General features: G+C 64.0%; 20 protein-coding genes and 1 pseudogene. 12 read left to right on the plus strand and 9 right to left on the minus strand.

Annotated elements, in window-relative coordinates; translation table 11 throughout:
• Positions 1–100: 100 nt before the first annotated feature.
• From tsaB to EGM87_RS07480, 9 genes are all read left to right on the plus strand, one after another.
• Positions 101–730, plus strand: a complete 630-nt coding sequence (gene tsaB, locus EGM87_RS07440) for a tRNA (adenosine(37)-N6)-threonylcarbamoyltransferase complex dimerization subunit type 1 TsaB (protein WP_044662454.1) — start codon at positions 101–103, stop codon at positions 728–730.
• A complete protein-coding gene (locus EGM87_RS07445) occupies positions 727–1,206 on the plus strand; it encodes a GNAT family N-acetyltransferase (protein ID WP_025549186.1) in 480 nt (159 codons plus the stop codon). The genes tsaB and EGM87_RS07445 overlap by 4 nt, the downstream gene beginning before the upstream one ends.
• A gap of 112 nt (positions 1,207–1,318) precedes the next feature.
• Positions 1,319–1,744 carry a Ros/MucR family transcriptional regulator gene (locus tag EGM87_RS07450; protein ID WP_025549185.1) on the plus strand — a complete coding sequence of 142 codons (426 nt, stop codon included), beginning with the start codon at positions 1,319–1,321 and terminating at the stop codon, positions 1,742–1,744.
• A 123-nt stretch (positions 1,745–1,867) separates the two neighbouring features.
• Entirely contained in the window at positions 1,868–2,290 is a 423-nt protein-coding gene (locus EGM87_RS07455) for a Fur family transcriptional regulator (RefSeq protein WP_025549184.1), read from the plus strand.
• 6 nt (positions 2,291–2,296) lie between these two features.
• Positions 2,297–3,055, plus strand: a complete 759-nt coding sequence (locus EGM87_RS07460; protein WP_044662455.1) for a lysophospholipid acyltransferase family protein — start codon at positions 2,297–2,299, stop codon at positions 3,053–3,055.
• 9 nt (positions 3,056–3,064) lie between these two features.
• Positions 3,065–4,414: a tRNA (N6-isopentenyl adenosine(37)-C2)-methylthiotransferase MiaB gene (miaB, locus tag EGM87_RS07465; protein ID WP_025549182.1), complete on the plus strand. Its 1,350-nt coding sequence runs from the start codon at positions 3,065–3,067 to the stop codon at positions 4,412–4,414.
• A 122-nt stretch (positions 4,415–4,536) separates the two neighbouring features.
• Positions 4,537–5,541, plus strand: a complete 1,005-nt coding sequence (locus tag EGM87_RS07470) for a PhoH family protein (protein WP_025549180.1) — start codon at positions 4,537–4,539, stop codon at positions 5,539–5,541.
• 140 nt (positions 5,542–5,681) lie between these two features.
• Positions 5,682–6,182, plus strand: a complete 501-nt coding sequence (ybeY, locus tag EGM87_RS07475; protein WP_044662456.1) for an rRNA maturation RNase YbeY — start codon at positions 5,682–5,684, stop codon at positions 6,180–6,182.
• A 103-nt stretch (positions 6,183–6,285) separates the two neighbouring features.
• A complete protein-coding gene (locus EGM87_RS07480) occupies positions 6,286–7,233 on the plus strand; it encodes a hemolysin family protein (RefSeq protein ID WP_044662457.1) in 948 nt (315 codons plus the stop codon).
• A gap of 72 nt (positions 7,234–7,305) precedes the next feature.
• On the opposite strand, the gene EGM87_RS07485 is transcribed toward EGM87_RS07480, so the two are convergent.
• Entirely contained in the window at positions 7,306–7,680 is a 375-nt protein-coding gene (locus tag EGM87_RS07485; RefSeq protein WP_025549176.1) for a hypothetical protein, read from the minus strand.
• 389 nt (positions 7,681–8,069) lie between these two features.
• On the opposite strand from EGM87_RS07485, the gene EGM87_RS07490 reads away from it, so the two are divergent.
• Positions 8,070–9,557, plus strand: a complete 1,488-nt coding sequence (locus EGM87_RS07490) for a DUF2142 domain-containing protein (protein ID WP_044662458.1) — start codon at positions 8,070–8,072, stop codon at positions 9,555–9,557.
• A 51-nt stretch (positions 9,558–9,608) separates the two neighbouring features.
• On the opposite strand, the pseudogene EGM87_RS07495 reads toward EGM87_RS07490, so the two are convergent.
• The 4 genes and pseudogenes from EGM87_RS07495 to EGM87_RS07510 all read right to left on the minus strand — a co-directional run.
• A pseudogene (locus EGM87_RS07495) lies at positions 9,609–10,190 on the minus strand (phosphatase PAP2 family protein); the annotation flags it as partial.
• A complete protein-coding gene (lpdA, locus tag EGM87_RS07500; RefSeq protein WP_044662459.1) occupies positions 10,147–11,544 on the minus strand; it encodes a dihydrolipoyl dehydrogenase in 1,398 nt (465 codons plus the stop codon). The gene lpdA and the pseudogene EGM87_RS07495, both read right to left, overlap by 44 nt.
• Before the next feature lie 10 nt (positions 11,545–11,554).
• On the minus strand, positions 11,555–11,959 hold the full coding sequence (locus EGM87_RS07505) for an acyl-CoA thioesterase (protein WP_025549171.1): 405 nt from the start codon (positions 11,957–11,959) through the stop codon (positions 11,555–11,557).
• Positions 11,959–13,257: a pyruvate dehydrogenase complex dihydrolipoamide acetyltransferase gene (locus EGM87_RS07510; RefSeq protein WP_044662460.1), complete on the minus strand. Its 1,299-nt coding sequence runs from the start codon at positions 13,255–13,257 to the stop codon at positions 11,959–11,961. Before EGM87_RS07510 ends, EGM87_RS07505 begins: the two co-directional genes overlap by 1 nt.
• A 204-nt stretch (positions 13,258–13,461) precedes the next feature.
• On the opposite strand from EGM87_RS07510, the gene EGM87_RS07515 reads away from it, so the two are divergent.
• A complete protein-coding gene (locus tag EGM87_RS07515) occupies positions 13,462–13,917 on the plus strand; it encodes a universal stress protein (protein ID WP_025549169.1) in 456 nt (151 codons plus the stop codon).
• Positions 13,918–14,117: 200 nt separating this feature from the next.
• Here the strand turns inward: EGM87_RS07515 and EGM87_RS07520 are convergent, their stop codons facing one another.
• From EGM87_RS07520 to EGM87_RS07535, 4 genes are all read right to left on the minus strand, one after another.
• Complete coding sequence (locus tag EGM87_RS07520; RefSeq protein WP_044662461.1) at positions 14,118–14,888, minus strand: ABC transporter permease; 771 nt, start codon at positions 14,886–14,888, stop codon at positions 14,118–14,120.
• Complete coding sequence (locus EGM87_RS07525) at positions 14,885–15,817, minus strand: ABC transporter ATP-binding protein (protein ID WP_061938889.1); 933 nt, start codon at positions 15,815–15,817, stop codon at positions 14,885–14,887. The genes EGM87_RS07520 and EGM87_RS07525 overlap by 4 nt, the downstream gene beginning before the upstream one ends.
• A 67-nt stretch (positions 15,818–15,884) precedes the next feature.
• Positions 15,885–16,514 carry a class I SAM-dependent methyltransferase gene (locus EGM87_RS07530; protein WP_044662463.1) on the minus strand — a complete coding sequence of 210 codons (630 nt, stop codon included), beginning with the start codon at positions 16,512–16,514 and terminating at the stop codon, positions 15,885–15,887.
• A 70-nt stretch (positions 16,515–16,584) separates the two neighbouring features.
• A complete protein-coding gene (locus EGM87_RS07535; RefSeq protein ID WP_044662464.1) occupies positions 16,585–17,499 on the minus strand; it encodes a LysR family transcriptional regulator in 915 nt (304 codons plus the stop codon).
• A 111-nt stretch (positions 17,500–17,610) separates the two neighbouring features.
• On the opposite strand from EGM87_RS07535, the gene EGM87_RS07540 reads away from it, so the two are divergent.
• A complete protein-coding gene (locus EGM87_RS07540) occupies positions 17,611–18,753 on the plus strand; it encodes an acyl-CoA dehydrogenase family protein (protein WP_137710352.1) in 1,143 nt (380 codons plus the stop codon).
• Positions 18,754–18,779 lie beyond the last annotated feature (26 nt).

The following is an 18,779-nucleotide window of genomic DNA, read 5'->3' on the forward strand; positions in this document are numbered from 1 at the left end:
GCGGCGAAACAGTTGGCCGGGAACAATTGGCAAACCCGTGCCGATCGATTAACCGCAGAGCCGGGCATCGCATCGGGCGAGCGGTCAACAGGGGTTTTCTTTGCGCATATTGGTCATCGACACCGCGACACAGGCGCTGTCCGTGGCGCTGCTCGATGACGGAGCGCCCCTGGGCCATTTTCATGAAATCGTCGGGCGTGGCCATGCCGAAGCGCTGCTGCCCGCCATCGCTGCCCTGCCCGACGGCGGCCGGGCCGATGCGATCGCCGTCGATGTCGGCCCCGGCAGCTTCACCGGCGTGCGCATCGGGATCGCCGCCGCGCGGGCGCTGGCGCTGGCCTGGAACATTCCGCTGCATGGCTATGGCGCGCTCGCCATGATCGCGGCCAGGGCGGCGGCAGGGGATCATAAGGACGAGACCCTGGCCGTCACCATTACCGGCGGTCATGGCGAGTTGTTCTGGCAGGCCTTCTCCACTGACGGGCTTGCGCCCCTCGGCCCGCCCGCCTCCACGCCGATTGCCGAACTGGCGAAGCAATTGACGCAGCCCACGCTCTACGGCACCGGCGCCGAAGCGCTGGTGACGGCGCGCGGCCATGGCACGGCGGTGAGCCTGTATCCCGATGCCGCGGACTATCCGCTGGTCGCCGGGCTCCCGCCGCTCCCCCCCTCCCCCCTTTATTGCCGTGGCGCGGATGCGCGTCCGATGGCGGAACGGGCAGCGTCATGACGCCGGGCCTGACGCTCCAGACCTATGAGGATGGCGAACGCAACGCGATGAGCGATGCCATGGACGTCATGGTGCGCGCCTTCGACCCGGCCTTTGGCGAAGCATGGACATTGCCGCAGCTCGCCGGGGTGATGACCATGCCGGGAACCTGGCTCACCATCGCCCGGATCGACGCCGCGCCGGTCGGCTTCGCGCTGGTCCGTTCCGTGCTTGACGAATGCGAATTGCTGCTGTTGGCCGTCAGCCCGCTCTGGCGCGGGAGGGGCATTGGCGAGGACCTGCTGCTCGACAGCCTCAGGACGGCGCGCAAGCGGGGCATTACGTCGATGAATCTGGAAGTTCGTGCGTCGAATACGGCAATAAGGCTATATGAAAAAGCCGGGTTCGAATATGTACACCGCCGTCCCGGTTACTATCGCGGCAACGATGGACAACTTCACGACGCGCTAAGCTTTCGTATCGACATGCTTAGATGATTTAAATCCGCCCTTGCAAAACAGAAACCATCGGTATAGCTGACCCATACCGCTCCTGAAATGATTTTCCTCGGGCGGGTCGCGCAACCAATAGCCTTCGCAGGGAAAAGAAATGGAAACTGAATCAGCGCAGAGCGAACTGCTCATTACTTTGACGTCGGATATTGTCGCGGCCCATGTCTCGAACAACAGCGTTGCCGTCTCTGACGTATCTACCCTGATCCAGAATGTGCACGCCGCGCTTTCCGGTCTGGCCACTCCCGCCGCCGCGCCGGAGGTGAAGCCCGAACCCGCCGTCTCGGTCCGCTCGTCGATCAAGCCCGACTACATCATCTGCCTGGAAGACGGCAAGAAGCTGAAGATGCTGAAGCGCCACCTGATGACTCATTATCAGATGACGCCCGAAGATTATCGCGCCAAATGGGGCCTGCCGGCCGATTATCCGATGGTCGCGCCCAACTATGCCGAACAGCGCCGCAGCCTGGCCAAGAAGATCGGCCTCGGCACCAAGCGCCGTCGCGTCCGCGCTCCCAAATAACAGCGCAAACCGCAGGCAAACGCCCATGCAAGGGGTGCGCGTATCGCGCGCCCCTTTTATACTAGGACGAAAGCCGCTAGGCTCTTTTCCGAACTTACGCACATTCCAGCCAAGTGAGCCTGCATGAACCGCAAGATCGACGTCGAAGCCCTTTGCCATGAAAAGGGCCTGCGCATCACCGAACAGCGCCGCGTCATCGCCCAGGTGCTGAGCGACGCCACGGATCACCCGGATGTGGAGGAACTGCACAGGCGCTCCGCTGCCATCGATCCGGGCATTTCCATCGCCACCGTGTACCGCACGGTCCGCCTCTTCGAGGAGGCGGGCATATTGGATCGTCACGATTTCGGTGACGGCCGCGCCCGATATGAGGCGGCGCCCGAATCCCATCACGACCATCTGATCGATGTCGAGACGGGCAATGTCATCGAATTCGTCGATCCCGAACTGGAGCAGCTTCAGAAGCAGATCGCGGAAAAGCTTGGCTTCCGCCTGGTCGACCACCGGATGGAACTTTACGGCGTCGCGCTCGACCGCAAGAGCTGAGACAGCTTGGCCGCACTTCGACGCTTCATGCGCCTGACGGCTTTGGCCGCCAGCCTGCTGCTCTGCCTCATCCCGCATCTGCTCTGGCGCGCGGCCCGGCGCCGGTCGCCCTGGCCGCCGCGTTTTCTGGCGCTGGCGGCGCGTTCCGTCGGCGCCCGGGTGCGGATCGACGGCCATCCCTTTCAAGGGGACAGCTTCATCATCGCCAATCATGTCAGTTGGGTGGACATATTGGCGCTGGGCGGTGCGACGGGTGCGGCCTTCGTCGCGCATGACGGCATCGCGCGCTGGCCCGTCATCGGCTGGCTGGCCGCGCAGAACAATACGCTCTTCGTCGCCCGCGAGCGCCGCGGCGCGCTCTCTTCGCAACTCGACGCCTTGCGCGCCGCGCTGGCGGGGCATCAGCCGGTGGCGCTTTTCCCGGAGGGCACCACCAGCGACGGCACCGGCCTCCTGCCGTTCAAGCCATCCCTGCTCTCGGTCCTGCTGCCTCCTCCGCGCTCGGTGCGGATTCAGCCTGTCCATATCGACTATGGTCCGGCCACCGCCGAAATCAGCTGGCACAGTGCCGAGCCGGCGGGTGCGAACGTCAGGAGGTTGCTGGAACGCAAGGGCAGGCTGGAGGTCACCCTGCGCTTTCTGGAACCGTTCGATCCGGCAATCTGCCCTGATCGCAAGGCCTTGGCCGCGACGGCCCGCGAAAGAATAGCCGCGAGCATCGTCGCGCACCTGCCGCCTTTTACTTGCGGCGCACCCCTTGTATAGCTGGACCGCATGAATCGGTACGACGCCCAAAAGACTCCAGCGACCTTCCACGTCAAATCCTTCGGCTGCCAGATGAACGTCTATGATGGCGAGCGCATGGCCGAAATGCTGGGCGAGCGCGGCATGACCGCCGCGGCCGACGGCGCCGAGGCGGATCTGGTCATCCTCAACACCTGCCACATCCGCGAAAAGGCGGTGGACAAGGTCTATTCCGACATCGGCCGCATGACCCGCGAGGACGGCAGCCGCCCGATGATCGCGGTCGCCGGCTGCGTGGCTCAGGCGGAGGGCGGCGAAATCCAGCGGCGCGCCCGCAATGTCGACATCGTCGTCGGCCCACAGGCCTATCACCGCCTGCCCGACCTGATCGACAAGGCGGGCCGTGGCGAACAGGCCGTCGACACGGACATGCCGCTGGCGTCGAAGTTCGGCGCGCTTCCCGCGCGCACGAAGCAGGCGCGCCCCACCGCCTTCCTGACGATCATGGAAGGCTGCGACAAATTCTGCACCTATTGCGTGGTCCCCTATACACGCGGCGCGGAAATCAGCCGCAGTTGGTCCGCGATCCTGGACGAGGCGAAGGCGCTGGTCGACGGCGGCGTGCGGGAGATCACCCTGCTCGGCCAGAACGTCAATGCCTGGACCGGCGAGGACGACAGGGGCCGGACGCAGGGCATGGACGGGCTGGTCCGCGAACTGGCGAAGATCGACGCCCTCAAGCGCATCCGCTACACCACCAGCCATCCCAACGACATGAGCGACGGGCTGATCGCGGCCCATGGCGACGAACCCAAGCTGATGCCCTTCCTCCACCTGCCGGTGCAGTCGGGGAACGACCGCGTGCTGAAGGCGATGAACCGAAGCCATGACGCCGACAGCTATCTGCGCATCATCGAACGCGTGCGCGAAGCCCGACCGGACATCGCGCTCTCCGGCGACTTCATCGTGGGCTTCCCCGGTGAGACCGACGCCGAGTTCGAGGATACGCTGAAGATCGTGGAGCAGGTCCGCTACGCCCAATGCTACAGCTTCAAATATAGTTCGCGCCCCGGCACGCCCGCCGCCGACATGGACGGACAGATCCCCGCGGAGGTCATGGACGAACGGCTCGCCCGCCTGCAGGCGCTGATCAACCGCCATCAGGTGGAATTCAACGCGGCCACCGTCGGCCGCCGCACCGGCATCCTGCTGGAGCGCAAGGGCCGCCATCCCGGCCAGCTCATCGGCAAGACGCCCTGGCTTCAGTCCGTCCACGTCACCGCGCCGGAACTTTCCATCGGGGACATGGTAGAAGTCGATATCATCAGCGCCGGCCCGAACAGTCTGGCCGGACAACCCAGCAGGAGGAAGGCCGCTTGAACCTAATCACAGTCGTTCCCGTGGCAACGGGAACCCATCTCCAGCCCTGTCCACCAGGCTCAAACGACAGGAGATGGATACTCGCCCGCGCGAGTGTGACTGACGAACAGGGAGGCTGCTGAATGTCCAAGAAACCCAATCATAACCACCGCACCGAGGTCGCAGAACGCGCCCGGCTGGAAGTCACTTTCGACCGTCCGCACCTGCTGGGCGCGCTGTTCGGCCAATATGACCAGAATCTGGTGGCCATCGAAAACCGCCTGGGCGTCTATATCGCGGCGCGCGGCAACAAGCTCCAGATCGAGGGAGACGCCGAGGCGGCCGCCCGCGCGCGCGATGTCATGACAGGCCTCTACAACCGTATCGTCGCCGGCCAGGAAATCGATGCCGGCGCGGTGGAGGCGGTGATCGCCATGTCCGCGGAGCCCACGCTGGACGGCATCATCCGCCATGACGTGGCCGAACCGCCCAAGGTCATGATCCGCACGCGCAAGAAGACCATCGTCCCGCGTTCCGCAACGCAGGTGACCTATATGGAGGCGCTCACCCGCAACGACATCATCTTCGCGCTGGGCCCGGCGGGCACCGGCAAGACCTACCTCGCCGTCGCGCAGGCCGTGAGCCAGCTCATCACCGGCAGCGTCGACCGCCTGATCCTCTCCCGCCCCGCCGTGGAAGCGGGCGAGCGCCTTGGCTTCCTGCCCGGCGACATGAAGGAGAAGGTCGACCCCTATCTCCGCCCGATCTACGACGCGCTCTACGACACGCTCCCCGCAGAGCAGGTCGAACGCCGCATCGCGTCGGGGGAGATCGAGATCGCCCCCCTCGCCTTCATGCGCGGCCGCACCCTGTCCAACGCGTTCATCGTGCTGGACGAAGCGCAGAACACCACCGTCGCCCAGATGAAGATGTTCCTGACCCGCTTCGGTGAAGGCAGCCGCATGGTCATCTGTGGCGACCCGCGTCAGGTGGATCTGCCGCAACCGGGCATTTCCGGTCTGGCGGACGCCGTCGCGCGGCTGGAGGGGGTGGAGGGCATCTCCGTCGTGCCCTTCGGCATCAGCGACGTGGTGCGTCACCCGGTCGTGGGCCGCATCGTCCAGGCTTATGAGGGCCCGGATGCCTGAGATGCACGCCCGGCACCCGGTCGTTTCGAGCCCTTCGACCGCCTGCCAAGGCAGGCGTCCGGGACAGCCCAGGGTCGAGGAACGACATTTCGACCTTCACCATGTCTCGACTACCCCCGGCGCGAACGGAAACCGTCATAATGATTGAAGTCGCCGTTCTCCACGAACAGGGCTGGCCCGATACCGACTGGGAATTACTGGCCCAGCGGGCCGTCGTCGCGGCCATCATGCACAGCCCCTATGCCGCGTTCGCCGCGGACGAAGCCTTGTACGAGGTCGCGGTCAAACTCACCACCGACGAGGAGGTCCACCAGCTCAACCGCGCCTATCGGGACAAGGACAGGCCGACCAACGTCCTGTCCTTCCCGATGGTGCAGTCGGACTTGCTGGAAACCACCGCCAACACCGACGATGGCGAGGTGCTGTTGGGCGACATCGTACTGGCGGAAGGGGTCTGCGCCAGCGAGGCCGCGGAAAAGGGCATCTCCATAGCCGATCATGCCACGCATCTGATCGTCCATGGGACTTTTCATTTGCTGGGATATGATCATATGGAGGACGCCGAGGCCGAAGCGATGGAAGCGCTGGAGACGCAGTCGCTGATCAGCCTGGGCATTTCCGATCCCTATGGGGATCGATAATATTTTGTGGCATCGCTTTTAGCGGAAAGCCGGCGCCCACCGTCAAACGGGTTCAGGACAGGCTTTCTCGGGCGATGCCGTGAACAGGGAAACGGGAACTACGATGGCGGAAGGCAGTCCCAAGGACGGCAACGGTTCGAAGGAATCGGACAGTAGCAGCCATGAGGGCGGTTTATGGAGCGGCCTGAAATCGCTGCTCTTCGGAGATGAGGAAAGCCACAGCCTTCGGCGCGAGCTGGAGGATGCGCTCGACGAATATGATGAGGAGGAGCAGGAGGAAGGCGCGGCGCCCCCTGCCAAGGGCGACCTGTCTGCCATCGAACGCCAGATGGTCCGCAACCTGCTGCACTTTTCCGAACATACGGTCGATGACGTGGCGGTCCCTCGCGCGGACATCATCGCCATAGAGGAAAAGGCCAGCTTTGCCGATCTGGCCGCCCTGTTCGCGGAGGCGGGACACAGCCGCATCCCCGTCTATCGCGAAAATCTGGACACTATCGTCGGCATGATCCACATCCGCGACGCCTTCGCCATATTAGCGGGCAAGGCGCCGGCGCCCGATACGCTGGAACCGCTGATCCGCCAGCCGCTCTATGTTCCCGAAAGCATGGGGGCGCTGGACCTGCTCGCGGAAATGCGCGCCAAGCGCACCCATCTCGCCATCGTGCTCGACGAATATTCGGGTACGGAAGGGCTGCTCACCTTCGAGGATCTGGTCGAGGAAATCGTCGGAGAGGTGGAGGACGAGCATGACGAGGAACCGGAAGCGATGCTGGTTCCGCTGGATGGCGGCCTTTGGGAAGCCGACGCCCGCGCCGAACTGGAGGATGTGGCGAAGGAAATCGACGAAAAGCTGGCGGACATAGAGGAAGATGTCGACACGCTGGGCGGCCTGGCCTTCGTGATCGCGGGCCGCGTTCCCGAGCCCGGCGAGATCGTCGAACATGCGCAAAGCGGCTGGAAACTGGAAATCCTGGACAGCGACGGACGCCGCGTCAGCCGTCTGCGCCTTCACCCTCCGGCGGAACGGGAAATCGAGGAAGAGGGCTGATTTTGCTTTGAGCTGGGTTGAAGCGTAGGAATCTGACCTGAGCAGGTGATGCGAAGGTCTCAGGATGGCCCGCTATAGCCCAGCCACCGCTGCTTCATCCTCCAGCAGCCACTCCAGTGCCGGCTCAGCCCATGGAAATATCCGCAGATAGGATTGGGTCATCACCCGGCGCACCTGCATGCTTGCAATGGCGCTGGGGGTGACGATGGCGATCCGCCTCGCCTTGGGAAAATCGCCGAGATGGCGACCGAAGGATGCGACCGCATCCTGTGTCTGGACAGCGCTGTCGGTCATGTCCATGCGCAGCAGATAGCCCGGCTGGAACCCCTGCTCAACGAACTGGCGCTTCAATATGCGCGCATATTCCGCAATCGCCCCATCGGTGAAGATGCCGCGCCATCGGATGTCGAGCAGGTTCAGATCATGCCGGAAATCAATGATATACATGGGGTTCTCCGCTAGGCTCAGGACCCGTTACTGGAGGGGTCGAGGCATCGAAATGCGCGCCGCGAAGGCTCATTGCCTTTGTCAGCGCATTTCGGTTCGAGATGGAAGCCATTTCGGCGTCCCGCAGAAATTTGACCAAAATGACCCCAGTGCTGCGTCGGCAAGGCTGGAAATATCAACATATTCCTGCGACTTGCCTTCTGGCCCTGAGCCATTTTGCCTCAAACCTCGAACCAGCCAGCATTGGGTCCCGAGCCTGACGACACTGGCGCGGAAATATTACGGAAGACTTACGCGATCCCCACCCGATATGTTGATGCAGATCAGAAATAGGCGCGAAATATTAAGAGCTTGCCGCTAGGTCATCATGCCCAGACAGGGGGCGATCGATGCGACAGGAAAGACGGACATCCGGCCGGGCGAATCCGCCGACGGCGGGCCATATGCCATGGACCAGCCTGGAAAAGCGGCTCTACGCCCTGATCTGCATCGCAACCCTCTTCTTTGCCTGCGTCACGCCGCCCTTTCAGGCTCCCGACGAGAATCAGCATTTTATGAAGGCGCTCCTCCTTTCCGAAGGCGGCATGCTGACCAAGCAGCAGGGCGCGATGATCGGCGCGGAGCTTCCCCGCGCCGCCATCGACCTGCACGACGCCCATTTCCCGACGCGCGCATCACCCGATGCCCGCCTGTTCCGGCCGTCCATGCTGATGACCGCGTGGGATGCCGGGAAATCCCGTGCCGATGAGCGGCGCTTTGCCGATTTCCCCAATGTGGCGAACTATGCGCCCACCCTCTATTTGCCCGGAGCGGCCGGTCTGGCGATCGGCAAGAGCCTGGGCCTGCCGCATCTGGGAGCTTTCTACAGTGGCCGGATCGTCAACGCCCTGTTCGCACTGGCCATGCTGGCCGCGGCGCTCGGCCTTGTTCCGTTCGGCCGCAATGCCCTGCTCGCCACGGCGCTGCTGCCGACCTTCTGCTATCAAAATGCTTCGCTCTCCCCCGATGCGGTCATCAACGGCACGGGCTTTCTCGGCCTTGCCTTGGCGCTGCGGGTCGGCTTCATGGGGTGGACGGCGAAACGCGGCCTGGCGCTCTACCTGATCGCTCCCGTGCTGGCGCTTGCCAAGGGCGTCTATCTGCCGTTGATGGCGGCCGGATTGCGCTGGCCGGAAAGCCGCCGCGATCTTCGACCCCTGCCGCTCCTTGCCGCAATGGTCATCGGCGCTTTCGCCTTTCTTCTGTGGATGAAGCTCTCCGGCGGCACCCAGGCGCTCTACCATATCGTGTCGCGCAAGACGGGCGAGACGGTCATGACCGCGCCTCTCGGTCAGCAATTGGCGGTTATCCTGCACGATCCGCTTGCCTATCTCCATATCCTTGTCACCAGCGTCACCGAACGCACGCCGGTCTATGCGCTCCAGATCGTCGGCCGTTTCGGCTGGAATGCGATTTTGCTGCCTCTTCTCGCCTATCCGCTGGCGCTGGCAATGCTCGGCGCGGCGATTGGCAGCGGATCGGCCATGCGCGTCTCATGGGGGCAAAGGCTCTGGTGGCTCGCCATCGCGGCCGGGGTGGCGCTGCTGATCGAAACCGCCATGTATCTGACGGGCACGCCGCTTGGCGCCGACTATATCCAGGGGACGCAGGGTCGCTATTTCCTGCCCGTTCTGCCACTCGCATTGCTCGCCCTTATGCCGGCGGCCCCGCTGCGCGGCGCCCGGCCCTTGTTCGCCGGATCGGCCCTGCTGCTACTCGCCATTGCCGCCGCCACGGTTTTCGACAGCTTCTGGGTTCATGGCTTCGTCACCGCCGACGGCATGCCCCCGCACCATGACCCTATCCGCCGACTCTTCCTGCCCTCTCCGCGCTGGTAGCCAGGCACCGCACAGCGCCAGCCAGCCCAGTCCTTCGATCCAACCCGCCAGCACGTCGCTCGGCCAATGCACGCCCAGCCAGACCCGGCTGATCCCGATCAGCGCAATCGCCAGTCCCATGGCGACATAGGCGGAGCGCCCCCCGCCCAGCATGGCCAGTGCCCCGAAGAAGACCATGTTTCCCGCCGCATGGCCGCTTGGAAAACTATAGCTGTTCACCAGGTCAAGATGCGGCAACAGATCGGGCCGGGGCGCGGCAAATATCTGCTTGAGCGCCAGGTTGAGCAATGTCCCGCCGAACGCCACCCAGAACAGCCAGAGGGCACGCGCACGCGCCATCCGCCAAAGCGCGACGAAGCAGGCGCCCAGCAGAGCGAAGCGCCCGGCCGTACCGCCCACGGCCGACGCCAGTTGCATGATCCAGGTGACGATGGTTCCGGCGCCGCTGTCCCGCGCGCGCCCCGCCATTCCCATCAACCCGGCATTCAGCCCATCCAGCCATCCCTGCCGCTGGACCAGCGCAATCCCCAGGACGCAAAAAAGCGCGAGGACAAACGCCCCCGCGCCTTTAGCCACGGCTTTGCGCCGATCAGATATGGAGTGCGCGCCCATAAGCGGCGAGCACGCTTTCATGCATCGATTCCGAGATGGTCGGATGCGGGAAGACGGTGTGCATCAGTTCCGCCTCGGTCGTCTCCAGCGTCTTGCCGATGGTATAGCCCTGGATCATCTCGGTCACTTCCGCACCGACCATATGCGCGCCAAGCAACTCGCCGGTCTTGGCATCGAACACCGTCTTGGTGAAGCCTTCCGCCTCGCCCAGCGCGATGGCCTTGCCATTGCCGATGAAGGGGAACATGCCGACCTTCACCTCATAGCCGGCTTCCTTCGCCTTGGCTTCAGTCAGGCCAACGGAGGCGATCTGCGGATGGCAATAGGTGCAGCCCGGAATATTGCGCGGGTCCATGGCATGGGGATGCTTGCCGGCAATGGCTTCCGCCGCGATCACGCCCTCATGGCTCGCCTTGTGCGCCAGCCACGGCGGGGCAGTGATGTCACCGATCGCCCAGAGGCCGTCGACATTGGTGCGGCACATCGCGTCGGTCTTCAGGAAACCGCGCTCGTCCATGGCGACGCCCAGTTCCTTGAGGCCGATATTCTCCGTATTGGGGACGATGCCGATGGCGACGATCATGTGGCTGAATTCGGCGACGCTCTCCTTGCCCGCCTTGTCCTTCAGCTTCGCCTTGACGCCATTGGCGCCGACCTGGATGTCGCTGACGCCGGCACCGGTCAGGATGGTCATGCCCTGCTTCTTCAGCGCCTTTTCGAGAAAGGCGGAAACATCCGCATCCTCGACCGGCACGATGCGGTCCATCATCTCGACCACGGTCACGTCGGCGCCCATGTCATTGTAGAAGCTGGCGAACTCGATGCCGATCGCGCCCGATCCGATGACCAGCAGCTTGCCCGGCATTTCCGGCGGGGTCATGGCGTGGCGATAGGTCCAGACGCGCTTGCCGTCGGCCGGGCTGCCCGGCAGGTCGCGCGCCCGCGCACCGGTGGCGACGATGATGTTCTTCGCCGTCAGTTCCTCCGTCTTGCCGTCCCTGGTGACGCTGAGCCTGCCCTTCCCGGTCAGCTTGCCCTCGCCCATATGAACGGCGATCTTGTTCTTCTTCATCAGGTGCGTGACGCCCTGGTTCAGTTGCTTGGCGACGCCGCGCGAACGCTTCACCACCGCCGCGATGTCGGCGCTGATCTTATCGGCCGCCAGTCCATAGTCCCCGGCATGCTGCATATAATGGTAGATTTCCGCGGAACGCAGCAACGCCTTGGTCGGAATGCAGCCCCAGTTGAGGCAGATGCCGCCCAGATTCTCCCGCTCGACAATGGCGGTCTTCAGGCCCAGTTGGGCGGCGCGGATCGCGGCCACATAGCCGCCGGGGCCGGAGCCCAGAACGATGAGGTCGTAATTCTCAGCCATATCGGTCTCTCTAGTCTTGGTCCGCCAAGGGCGGCACGGAACGGGGCTGGCGATCCTCACCGATCGCCACGAATGTGAAGGTCGCGCGGGTGACGCGATAGCTGCGGTCGTCGTGCCGGGCACGGCGCCATGCTTCCACGTCGATCTTCATGGACGTGCGCCCGACCGATTTCAGCGTCGCAAACACCGACACCTCATCGCCCACAACGACCGGGCGCAGGAAAGTCATGCCCTCCACCGCGATGGTCACGGCACGGCCATGGCTGTGTCTGGCGGCGACGGAACCCGCCGCGGAATCCATCAGGCTCATCAACCAGCCGCCGAAAATATCCCCATAGGGATTGGTGTCGGCGGGCATCGCGATGACGCGCACCGCCGGGTGGTCTGCCGGCGGCTGCTCGTCCATCCGGCTCATCAGGCCAGCAGGCCGATCGGATTTTCGACCAGCTCCCTGAAGACCTGCATCAAGCGGGCGCCGTCGGCGCCGTCAATGGCGCGATGGTCGAAGCTGCCGGTGGCCGACATGACCGTCGCGATCTGGAGGGCGTCGTCGATGACATAGGGCCGCTTCTCGCCCGCGCCGATGGCCATGATCATGCCCTGCGGCGGGTTGATGACGGCCTCGAACTGCTTGATGCCGAACATGCCCATGTTGGAGAGCGAGGCCGTGCCGCCCTGATACTCCTCCGGCTTCAGCTTGCCGTCCTTGGCGCGGCTGGCGAGATCCTTCATCGCGGTCGAGATGGCGGCGACGCCCTTGCTGTCCGCTTCGGTCACGATCGGCGTGATGAGCCCGCCGGGAATCGACACGGCGACCGAAATGTCGGCGCGCTGGAATTTCAGCATCTGGTCGCCGGCGAACTGCACATTGCATTCCGGCACCTGGACCAGCGCGACGCCCAGCGCCTTGATCAGCAGGTCATTCACCGACAGCTTGACGCCTCGCGAACCAAGGCCGGCATTGAGTTCTCCGCGCAGCTTCAACAGCTTGTCGAGCCGAACGTCCACGGTCAGGTAGATATGGGGCACCTGCTGCTTGGATTCGGTCAGGCGGCGCGCGATCGTCTTGCGCATGCCGCTGAGCTTGATGACCTCATGCGGGATGCCGAAGTCCTGCGCCGCAGCCGGAGCGGCGGCGGGTGCGGCCGCAGGCGCGGAGGCAGGCGCCGGAGCAGCGGCCTTGGCGGCCGGCGCAGCACCGTCGAGGTCCGCTTTCACGATGCGGCCATTGGGGCCGGAACCGGTGACGGCGGCAAGATCGAGCCCCTTGGCCTCGGCCAGACGGCGAGCGAGCGGGCTGGCCTTCACCCTGCCATCGGTCCCCTGGGCCGGCGCGGGATCAGCCTTGGCGGCAGGTGCGGGCGCTTTGGCGGGAACGGGGTCGGCCTTGGGCGCAGGACTCTCTGCACTCTCTGCGGGAGCAGCCGCCTTGGGCGCGGCATTTCCAGCAGCGGCCTGCGATACATCCTCGCCCTCCTCCGCGATGATGGCGATGACCGTGCCCACCTTCACGCCCTCCGCCCCTTCGGCCACCAGTATCTTGGCCACTATGCCTTCATCGACGGCTTCGAATTCCATCGTCGCCTTGTCGGTCTCGATCTCTGCGAGCAGGTCGCCGGAGGAGACGGCATCGCCCTCCTTCACCAGCCACTTTGCCAGCGTCCCTTCTTCCATGGTCGGGGAAAGGGCCGGCATCTGGATCGTCTTGCTCATGGGTGGAAGGCCTCTCATCTTTATCGGGCATGGGGCAATGAAGTTCGTTTCGGCGCTTTGGCCGGAACGGTCAAGGCCAAGCCTTGCGCACCCGCCGATAATCGGCCACATTTCACCACTCTGGTTCACGGCTAACCATATGGGTTCAGCCGGCGCCTGTGACGATGAAGACCAAAAGGTCGTTACCCTGTAAGGACGCGGCAGATGCGGACATATCTGGTTGTCGTGGACGAATCGCCGGAGGCGGAGACGGCGCTTCGTTTCGCTGCGCGGCGCGCCGCCAAGACGGCGGGCGCGATCCGCATCCTGGCCCTCATCCCTCCCGCCGAGTTCGTCCAATGGGGCGGCGTGCAGGCGACGATGGAGGATGAAGCCCTGCAACGGGCCGAAGCGCTGGTGACGAGCGCGGCGGGCACGCTGACCGACGAGTCCGGCATCCGCCCCAGCATCACCGTCCGGCAGGGCGATCCGGTGACGGTCGTGCGCCACACGCTGGAGGAGATGGACGATGTCGCGGCATTGGTGCTGGGGGCCGCCGCCAGCGGGCACCCCGGCGTCCTCGTCTCGCACTTCGCGGGCGCCGACGCGGGCAAGCTGCCCTGCCCTATCATGGTCATCCCCGGCGGCCTGGATGCCGAGGCCATCGACCGGTTGAGCTAGCGCTTTTCCAAGCAGATGAAATCAGCTGCTGACTCGGAAAGCGCGACAAAACAAAGACCTAGAGCAGTCGAGCCGATGCAATCGGATCGGAATCTGCTCTAGGGGCATCCTGCGCGGAAAGGAATCCGGTTCGAACGGCAGGACCGGGCCCCTGCCTACACAGGAGCAAGGTTTGTAGCCGGACCCGGACGCCTTGCGCCTTATTTCTTGAGGCGATAGCCCGTCCGGAACATCCAGCCGATGATGGCAAGGCAAAGCGCCAGCATGGCCGCAACGAACAGCAGGCTGAACTCGATGCCCACATCGCCCCGCCCGAAGAAGGTCCAGCGGAAACCGGAGATCAGATAGACGATCGGGTTGAACAGCGTGATCGTCCGCCACGGCTCCGCCAGCATGTGGATCGAATAGAAGGCGCCGCCCAGAAAGGTCATCGGCATGATCAGCAGTAGCGGGATCACCTGCAACTGCTCGAAACTCTGCGCCCATATCCCCAATATGAAGCCGAACAGGCAGAAGCTGACCGCGATCAGCACCATGAAGGCGACCATCGCGAGCGGATGGGCGACCCGGATGTCCACGAACAGATGCGCGGTCACGAAGATGATGGTGCCGACGATCAGGGATTTGGTCGCCGCCGCGCCGACATAGGCGATGATCGTCTCCACCGCCGATACCGGCGCCGACAGCAGTTCATAGATGGTGCCGGTGAATTTGGGCATATAGATGCCGAAGCTGGCGTTGAAGATGCTTTCGGTGAACATCGACATCATGATCAGGCCGGGCACGATGAAGGCCGCATAGGGTATCCCGTCGATCTGCGTCATGCGCGAACCGATCGCGCCGCCGAACACCACGAAATAGAGCGAGGTGGTGATCACCGGCACCAGCAGCCCGGTCAGCAGCGTGCGGCGGAAGCGATGCAGTTCGAACTTATAGATCGCCCATATGGCCCGATAATTGAACCCGCTCATGCCGCCTTCTCCCGATGGACCAGGGAGACGAAAATATCCTCCAGGCTGCTCTGCTCGGTATTGAGGTCCTTATAGCCGATGCCAAGATCGCCCAGCTTGCGCAGCAGCGACGATACGCCGGTCCGTTCCGCCTGGGTGTCGAACACATATTCGATCTCATGGCCGTCCGCCTTCAGCGCGACCTGCCATTCGCCAAGCTCCGGCGGCACGGCGGACAGCGGTTCCGCCAGCACGATGGTCAGCGTCTTCTTGCCGAGCTTCTTCATGAGGGCGGTCTTTTCCTCCACCAGCACCAGTTCGCCCCTGTTGATGACGCCGACCCGGTCGGCCATTTCCTCCGCTTCCTCGATATAATGGGTGGTGAGGATGATGGTGACGCCGGTCTGGCGCAGTTCCCCGATCAGCTTCCACATGTCCCGGCGCAGTTCGACGTCCACCCCGGCGGTCGGCTCGTCCAGGAACAGCACCCGCGGTTCGTGCGACAGCGCCTTGGCGATCATCACACGGCGCTTCATGCCACCCGACAGCTCCAATATCTTGCTGTGGCGCTTGTCCCAGAGCGACAGGTCGCGCAGGATCTTCTCGATATAGGCGTCGTTGCGCGGCTTGCCGAACAATCCGCGAGAGAAGGTGACCGTGTCGATCACCCTTTCGAACGCATCGGTATGCAGTTCCTGCGGCACCAGGCCGATGGCGGAACGCGATCCGCGATAGTCGCGGACGATGTCATGCCCGGCGACGGTGACGCTGCCGCCCGTCGGCCGGACATTGCCGCAAATGATGGAGATCATGGTGGTCTTGCCGGCGCCATTCGGCCCAAGCAGCGCGAATATCTCGCCCTCCTCGATCTCCAGGTCGACGCCCCTGAGCGCCTGGAAACCCGAAGCATAGCTTTTGGTCAGGCCCGAAACGGTGATGATGGACGCCATGCGCGGCAGTGCCCCCTTTTTTCTGAAGCGCAAAGATAGGGTGCCGCCCGCGCGGCGCAACCGCAGTCTATTCGCCCTTGCGGAAAAAGCGGAAGACCGTGGCGGGCGGGAAGTTGCGGACGGTCTGGCCAGCCCTGACGACCTCCAGGCCGAGCGCGTCGAGAATCTCCCGGCTCACGGGCGGACGCATGGAATAAGTGAACTGGATGAAGGCGCCGCCCGGCCGCAGCATGCGGAAGCTTTCGGAAAGAATGTCGGCATGCATCTGCCGATCCATCGCCAGCAGGGGCAAGCCGCTGATGACCGTCTGATATTCCCCGGCCTCTCCGGCGGTTGCGGTGGAAACGATCTGCGCCGGAGTCTCCAGCACCGAAACATGGGGAAAATGACGCCGCAGCCCGCGCGCAAAGGCTGGGTTGATCTCCACCACCTCCAGCTTGTCCGGGGGAAGGCCGGTGCCCAGGATCGCTCGCGTGAAGACGCCCGTGCCGCCGCCCAGTTCGATTACCCGGCCATCCTCCGGATCGATATGCGCGACCATCAACCGCGCGAGATAACGGCTGCTGGGCACCACGGATGCGGTCTGGCGCGGTTTCTTCACCCAGGCGGCCAGGAAATCCAGATATTCGGTCGCCCGGGTACGAAACTCGCTGTTGGGCAGGGCCATCGCCCGGCTGCGCTTGGACTTATGCTGCATGAGCGAACTGCGACCATTTCACTGTCATGCCGACTCCCTTAGCGGCCCCGACGGGCCGCGTCGATATGGCCTAGAGGCGATTTCCCGTCGTCTGGTCGACCTCGGCGGCGCTTTTCAGGGTTTCGATACGCTCCTGCAACCATAGCGCCACGGCCGCGATGCGGGGCAGCTTCTTAAGGTCGCCATGCGTCACCAGCCAGAAACTGCGCATGATCTCCACCTCGCCGGCCATCACCGGCACCAGCGAAGGATCGCCGCCCGCGATGAAATCAGGCAGCACGCCGATCCCCGCCCCTTCCGCGATCATGCGATGCTGCATATTGATGCTGGTGGCGCGCAGACTGGCTTCCAGCCCCGCCTCCACCTCGTCCAGATAGTCGAGTTCGGGCGAGAAGATGAATTCCGGCACATAGCCGATCAGCACATGATCGCGCAGGTCAGCGGTGCCTTCGGGCACGCCCGCCTCCGCCAGATAGTGGGGCGCGGCATAAAGGTGCAGCCGGTAATCGCCCATCCGGCGAACCGACAGCCGCCCCCGCTGCGGCCGGGCCAGCATGACCGCCATGTCGGCCTCCCTCTTGGACGGATTGAGGAAACCGGATGCGGTGATGAGGTCCAGCCTGATGGCGGGATGGCGCCTGGCGAAGTCGGCAAGCCCCGGCGCCAGCACCCAGGTGCCAAAACCCTCGGCCACCGAAAGGCGCACCTGGCCGTTCAGATGATGCTCCCGCCCGGTGGCCTCCTCCATCGCGGCGAGCGCTGCGCTCTCGATGCTTTCGGCATGGCTCAGCAACGCCTGGCCATGGGCGGTCAGCGTGCGCTCCCCCGCCCCCACTTCGAACAGTTCGGGCCCCAGCGCCTTCTCCAGCCGGGCAAGCCGCCGCGCTATGGTCGTCGCATCGATCCCCAGGGCTCGCGCGGCGGGCGCGATCTTTCGCGTGCGCGCCACCGCCAGAAAGACCCTGAGATCGTCCCAATCGAACATTCATCACTCGCCAAATCTGCAAAATCGCTGCAATGCTATGCAGAACTGCGTTGTTGCGTGCAATTCCGCATCGTATCTAGAAGCAACCCAAAGCGAACGTCAGGAGAGTTTGTGAGCCAGTTCGATCTCACCGAGGACCAGTTGGCCATTCAGGAGATGACGCGCCGGTTCACCGCCGATGCGATCACCCCTTTTGCGGCGGAGTGGGACGAAAAGCATATCTTCCCCCGCGACACCATCCGCGCCGCGGCGGAACTGGGCTTCGGCGGCATCTATGTGTCGGAGGAATCGGGCGGCATCGGCCTTGGGCGGCTGGAGGCGGCGCTGGTCATGGAGGCGATGGCCTATGGCTGTCCGTCGACCAGCGCGTTCATCTCGATCCACAATATGGCCGCCTGGATGATCGACCGGTTCGGATCGCAGGCCGTGAAGGACAAATATCTGCCCTCCATGGTGCCGATGGAGCGGATCGGCAGCTATTGCCTGACCGAAGCGGGATCGGGGTCCGACGCGGCGGCGCTCAAGACGCGGGCGATCAGGCAAGGCGATCATTATGTCGTCACCGGCTCCAAGCAGTTCATCTCCGGCGGCGGGGAGAATGAAATCTATGTCGTCATGGTCCGTACCGGCGACGACGGGCCGAAGGGCATATCCTGCCTCGTCATCGAGAAGGACATGCCCGGCGTCAGCTTCGGCGCGCAGGAACGCAAGCTCGGCTGGCATTCGCAGCCGACGGCTCAGGTCAATTTCGACGGCGTGCAGGTTCCGGTCGAGAATCTGGTCGGCGGCGAAGGCGAAGGCTTTCGCATCGCGATGATGGGGCTGGACGGCGGGCGGCTCAACATCGGCGCCTGCTCGCTGGGCGGAGCGCAGCGCTGCATCGACGAAGCGCTCACTTACACCAAGGATCGCAAGCAGTTCGGGCAGAGCATCGCGGATTTCCAGAACACGCAGTTCACGCTGGCGGATATGGAGACAGAGCTTCAGGCCGCCCGTACGCTGCTCTATGCGGCGGCGGTCAAGGTGACGGAGAATGCGCCGGACAAGACGCGCTTCGCCGCCATGGCCAAGCGGCTGGCGACCGACACCGGATCGTCGGTGGTCGACCGGGCGCTGCAACTGCATGGCGGCTATGGCTATCTGATGGACTATCCGATCGAGCGCTTCTGGCGCGATCTGCGCGTGCATTCGATCCTGGAAGGCACCAATCAGGTGATGCGCATGATCATCGCCCGCGACATGCTGCGGCCCTAAGCCCGAGAGAGAATGCGCAGGAGATT

This window comes from Sphingobium sp. RSMS (assembly GCF_005406185.4).
Lineage (GTDB): Bacteria > Pseudomonadota > Alphaproteobacteria > Sphingomonadales > Sphingomonadaceae > Sphingobium > Sphingobium fuliginis.